Origin of the sequence: Microbacterium sp. (genome assembly GCF_031988965.1) — a bacterium.
GTDB lineage: Bacteria > Actinomycetota > Actinomycetes > Actinomycetales > Microbacteriaceae > Microbacterium.
This window is the reverse complement of sequence record NZ_DALZXX010000207.1, coordinates 1-3,451: the sequence shown is the minus strand read 5'-3', so window position 1 is coordinate 3,451 and position 3,451 is coordinate 1. Positions and strand designations below refer to the sequence as shown.

The 3,451-nt window shown below is 68.3% G+C and carries 3 protein-coding genes; all 3 read right to left on the bottom strand.

The genetic code is table 11. From position 1 onward, the window contains the following. Positions 1-67 precede the first annotated feature (67 nt). Positions 68-1,363: an extracellular solute-binding protein gene (locus RTM68_RS17590; protein WP_312173453.1), complete on the bottom strand. Its 1,296-nt coding sequence runs from the start codon at positions 1,361-1,363 to the stop codon at positions 68-70. A 163-nt stretch (positions 1,364-1,526) separates the two neighbouring features. Further along, positions 1,527-2,453 carry a hypothetical protein gene (locus tag RTM68_RS17585; protein WP_312173450.1) on the bottom strand — a complete coding sequence of 309 codons (927 nt, stop codon included), beginning with the start codon at positions 2,451-2,453 and terminating at the stop codon, positions 1,527-1,529. Then, a partial coding sequence (locus RTM68_RS17580; protein WP_312173447.1) for a Gfo/Idh/MocA family oxidoreductase occupies positions 2,450-3,451 on the bottom strand: 1,002 nt, incomplete at its 5' end. The genes RTM68_RS17580 and RTM68_RS17585, both read right to left, overlap by 4 nt.

Sequence of the window (3,451 nt, the reverse complement as noted above, 5' to 3'; positions counted from 1 at the left end):
ATGACAGCTCCTTCCGAAGTGTGTGGGGTGCGGTGGGCCGGGCGGATCGCCCGGCCCACCGACGGGATCACTGGTTGAGGACGACGTCCATCTCGGAGAAGAACTGCTCCACGGCCTCGTCGACCGTCGTCGTGCCGAAGTTCAGCTCGGTGCCCAGCACTCGGAACTTCTCCTCGAGGGTGCCGTAGCCGACGATCGGCACGGGCGGAGCGTCGCCGAGACGGTCGGCGATGGATTCCTCGTAGTCCTTGACGAGCTGGCTCATCGGGTCGAGGTCAGCCGCCTCGAGAGCGGTCTCGGATGCAGGGAGACCGCGGTTGGTGCCGAAGATCTCACCGGACTCGGGCGAGTTCACGAGGAAGTTGACGAGCGTCGCCGCTGCCTCGGGGTGCTCGGTCTTGGCCGAGATGGTGTGCAGCATCGAGGGCTTCAGGTACAGGTCCTTCGTGCCTTCCTTCGTCACAGGAGGAGCAACGAGGCCGAGCTCGGTGTAGCTCTCGCCCAGGTTGGCGAGGTAGCCGGCACCGAAGTTGTCCCAGGTGAGCTCGCTGGCGTTCTTGGCCGCGTCGAAGGCGGTCAGGGGGTTCAGCTCCTCGACCGTCTGCTGCGGCACCACGGCGCCGTCGCGGATGTCGGATCCGGCTTCCCAGAACTCCTTCAGACGGTCCTCGTCGAAGCCGGGGGTGCCGTCTTCATCGAAGAGGTTCTTGCCTTCGCTGCGCAGCTGGATCTCGAAGTTCTGGATGCGGCCGGTCCAGTCGGACCCGCCCCAGAAGGCTCCGCCGCTCGCGTCGGTGACGTCGCCGATCCACTGGTCGTAGTCCTCCCAGTCGCCGCCGGCGAACTCGTCGACGCCCGCTGTCGCGAGCAGCTGCGGGTTCGTGAACATGCCCCACGCGTTGGTGGAGGTCGCGATGCCGTAGGTGGTGTCGTCGACGACTCCGATGCCGAGGATGTTCTCGGGAAGCGGGTCGGTCTCGATGACGGATCCGAGGTAGGGCTCGAGGTCGAGCAGCAGGCCGTTCTCGGAGTACTGACGCAGGTAGGAGTAGTCGAATTGCATCACGTCGGGGAGTCCGCCACCGGCGGCCTCGGTCTGACGCTTCTCCCAGAACTCCGGGAACCCGAGGAAGGTCGCGTTGACCGTGATGTTCGGGTACTCCTCGTTGAACGCGTCGATCGCCTGGTTGTACAGGTCGGCACGGACGTCGTTGCCCCAGAACGCCAGGTCGAGGGTGACCTTCTCGTCGGGGTCGTAGGTGGCTCCCGCTTCGGGGGAATCGCCGCCGGCGCAGCCGGCGAGTACCAGCGCTGCGCTGGTGGCGACGGCCGCTGCGGCCGCCAGACGCTTCTTGCTGAACATCGTTGTCCTCTCTGGTGAACGTCCTCGTTCGGCAGTGCCGCGGAACGCCTGTGTCCATGTGGTGCGGGTGCGCTCTCCGTGGTGCGAGGGAAAACGCTTACCTGCACGCTAATCGAAATTGAAACGTTTCGCAACAGGCAGTTTCCCTCGCCTGTTACATCGTTTACCGCGGGTCTCCCGATCCTCTCACGACCAGCTCGCCCGCCTCCACGTCGAGACGCAACCGATATACCGCCGAGCGTCGGTTCTCGCCCGTGGCGCGGTGCACCGCCGCTCCCTCGACGCCGCCGAAGAAGTAGAACCACAGGTCCTCACCGTGACGCACCTGCGCACCGTGATTCCCGGGCCCGCCCCCGGGAGTCGCCGCCAGGATGACGGCATCCTCGCCGCCCTGCCGGGCCCAGCGGATGCCATCCTCCGAGCGGTAGACCCCCATCCCCCGCCACTCGTCGACGATCATCCACCAGAAGCCGCCGAGCTCGAACACCGTGGGACCCTCATGCGGTCGCCCGCCGATCGCGACGCCGTCGATCCGCCAGGACTCGAGATCGCGCGAGGAGGCGACCATGGTCACCGAGTCTGCAGCTTCGTCCTTGTACCAGATCCGCCACAGCCCGTCAGGCGTGCGCGCGACGGCCGCATCGATGACCCGGTCGCTGCTCAGCGCCAGCGGACCGCGCTTCGCCCAGCGTCGCAGGTCGGGCGACACGTACTCCACGATCTCGCGCACGAATCCGGGCCACCTGTCGGGGATGCCGTCGATCTCGGTGAGGTACATGCGCCACAGCGTTCCGTCCCAGACGACCTCGGGCGCCCAGTGGGTGCGATCCACCTGCGCCGGCGGCGGGCCCGGGTCGAGCACGAGATCGGATGCCTCGGGCTCGAGCGTCCCGTCATAGACCCAGTCCAGACCGTCGGTCGAGGTCGCCACGCCGATCCGGCTGCCGTGGATCCACGAGACCCCGGGACCGGCGTCGTCGAGACTCGCGCGGCGCTGCGTGTAGAACATCCACCACAGCCCATCGGCATCGATCACGACGCGGGGGTCCGTGGCGCCGTCATAGACGGGGTCGCGGTACAGCTCCTTCATCGGCGCAGATCGGCCACGGGACTCGTGAACCCCGCGCGATGCGTCGGGTGCGAGGCCAGAGTCGCAGGAGTGATCACGGCACCGTCTGCGGCGGCCGAGGCGTAGATCGCCGCCACGATCTCGAGCGACCGGGCCGGCGCATCGGCCGTGGCCGGGAGCGGCTCCCCGTCGAGCAGGGCGTCGAACACGTCGCGCAGCAGCGGGCCGTGGTCACTGCGCTCCTCGGCATCCGGGAAGACCCATCCCTCGGCCTCTGCCTCGAATCCGGGTGCGGGAGTGATCTGCCAGTTCTCGTGTCCATGTCCGTAGAGGTGGTCGACCGTGATCGTCGCCTTCTGGGTGTCGATGCGGATCGAGCTCGCCTGCCGCGGAGACACCGCGCTCGTGACCAGCTGCGCGACGACGCCCTGCTCGAAAACGACCGTCGTGGTCGAGACGTCCTCGGTCTCGGTCTCGCGATCCAGACGCCAGAGCTCGCCCCGCACCGACGACCAGTCGCCCAGCAGATGCGCGAGCAGGTCGATCTGGTGGATGCCGTGCCCGAGAGTCGTGCCGCCGCCCTCGGTCTCCCACCTGCCCCGCCACGGCACCGCGAAGTAGTCGGCGTCACGGAACCACAGCGTCTGGCACACGGCGACGAGCGGTCGACCGAGAGCCCCGCTCTGCAGGAGGCCGCGCACATGCGCCGCGGCCGTGCCGGTGCGCTGCTGGAAGACGACGGCGAGCTGCCGATCGGCGGCGTCCGCGCCGGCCCGCATGTCATCGAGCTCGTCGAGCGAGGGTGCCGGCGGCTTCTCGACGATCACGTGCGCACCGGCGGCGAATGCGGCGAGCGACTGCACGCGATGCGGTGCCGGCGGCGTGCAGATGAGCACGACGTCGGGCTTCTCGGCGGCGAGCATCTCGTCGAGATCGCCGTAGGCGGCCGCGATGCCATACCGGTCGGCGAACTCCGCGGCCTTCTCGCGGTCGATGTCGGCCACCGCGACGAGCTCGGC